The sequence below is a fragment of the Leptolyngbya cf. ectocarpi LEGE 11479 genome (assembly GCF_015207065.1).
GTDB lineage: Bacteria > Cyanobacteriota > Cyanobacteriia > Phormidesmidales > Phormidesmidaceae > Leptothoe > Leptothoe ectocarpi.
On record NZ_JADEXP010000600.1, the window covers coordinates 1 to 1804 of the forward strand.

Annotated in this window: 2 protein-coding genes; one reads left to right on the forward strand and one right to left on the reverse strand. The window is 55.2% G+C overall.

Features of this window, described 5'->3' with window-relative positions; all coding sequences use genetic code 11:
• Positions 1 to 1005 (forward strand): site-specific integrase (locus tag IQ260_RS30325; protein WP_193996759.1); only part of this gene is annotated, 1005 nt, incomplete at its 5' end.
• An 11-nt stretch (positions 1006 to 1016) separates the two neighbouring features.
• Here the strand turns inward: IQ260_RS30325 and fabG are convergent.
• On the reverse strand, positions 1017 to 1763 hold the full coding sequence (gene fabG / locus IQ260_RS30330; protein WP_193996760.1) for a 3-oxoacyl-[acyl-carrier-protein] reductase: 747 nt from the start codon (positions 1761 to 1763) through the stop codon (positions 1017 to 1019).
• Positions 1764 to 1804: the final 41 nt, after the last annotated feature.

Sequence of the window (1804 nt, forward strand, 5' to 3'; positions counted from 1 at the left end):
GGGCTCAAACAATGTGAGCAGACGGCTAAAATCATTGCCGCTCAGTTATTGCAAGATATCTTCGATTGGCGGGACTATCTGGGGCCTGGGGCCGGTCTACGGATAGCCGGAGCCGATCTCTCAGCTCAGATTGATGCCTTTGAGCGTCATTTTTTTGAGACCCGTCAGGCAAACGCATCGGCTGCCTCCTTGAGAACCACGTGGGAGAAAGCCTATGTGCCCTATCTACGGAAGCTTCAAGGGACGGCAGAGCACCACAGCCAGCTGAGTTTGCCCGAAGCGATCTACGCGACGGTGCAAGGGACCCAGGCCAACTCCCGCAGTCGCCAGATTTGCTGTACTGCCCTGGCTGCCCTGGCTGAGTTTCTCAATCTAGACCTCCCCACCGATCTCAAATCCTTTTGGGGTAACTATGGCAATAGCCAAACTCAGCTGCGGCAGCTACCCTCCGATGAGCAAATCGTTGAAGTCTATGACAGTCTCAAAAATCCTCGTTGGAAATATGTCTATGGCATGATGGCTACCTATGGCCTGCGCAACCATGAAGTGTTTTTTTGCGATACTCCCTGGGGGCAGCTTGGCCAACGCACCGACTCAGACCACCACTCAGACCACACCGCCAACATCACCGTCCGCGAAACCACTAAAACCGGTCGCCACGAAGTATGGCCTTTCTACCCCGAGTGGGTTGAGCGCTTTGACCTTGCCCATGGCCAACTGCCTAAGGTCAACACCGACCTGACCAACACCACCCTCCAGCGAGTGGGGCAGCAGGTCACCACCCAGTTTCGCCGCTACCAGATCCCATTTTCCCCCTATGACCTCCGGCACGCCTGGGCCGTGCGCACTATATTAATGGGTTTGCCCGACGCCGTTGCCGCCAGAATGATGGGCCATTCAGTACAGGTGCACAATCGCACTTATCACCGCTGGATGACCCATCGGGATCAGCAGGCAGCGGTGCAGGCAGCATTATCGAAGAATGAAATGCAGGCACCCACGTAGGGGCGGTGCCACTACATCACCATGCCACCATCCACATTCATCACCTGGCCAGTGATATACGCTGCGGCCGGATCCGATGCTAGAAACCGGATCAGCCCAGCCACTTCGCTAACCTGACCGTAGCGCCCCAATGGAATGTACTTAAGAATTTCCTCAGTGTTCGGTAGCTCATTGGTCATATCCGTTTCAATAAAACCAGGGGCAACGGCGTTGACAGTCACGCTGCGACCGGCCATTTCCTTCGCCACGGTCTTGGTAAAGCCAATCACTCCGGCTTTGGCCGCACTATAGTTAGCCTGGCCAGGGTTTCCCATCAGCCCCGCCACAGATGAAATATTAATGATGCGCCCGGAACGCTGCTTGAGCATGATCTTAGCGACAGCGCGGGTGCAAAGAAATACGCCAGTGAGGTTGAGGTCAATGACCGCCTGCCAGTCAGCTGGTTTCATCCGCAGCAGTAACGTATCGCGGGTAATGCCTGCATTGTTGACCAACACGTCAATGCGACCAAACTGATCTTTAGTGGCTTTGACCAAGGCATCTACCTGATCTTCTTGGGATACGTCCGCCTGAAGGGCAATGGCGCTACCGCCTGCGCCAGTAATTTCGGCCACGACTTCATCGGCAGCAGTGCTAGAGCGGGCATAGTTCACCACAACGCTGGCCCCTTCTGCGGCGAGGGCGAGGGCCGCTGCTTTACCAATGCCTCGGGATGATCCCGTAATGATAGCGACCTGATCTTGCATTGCTCCAGTCATGACGGTGGAAAATGGTTAACGGCTCGATCACTCTATTATTT

Excerpts from the sequence above, each read along its gene's own strand:
- fabG (WP_193996760.1), bottom strand. The coding sequence starts at position 1,763 with ATGACTGGAGCAATGCAAGATCAGGTCGCTATCATTACGGGATCATCC.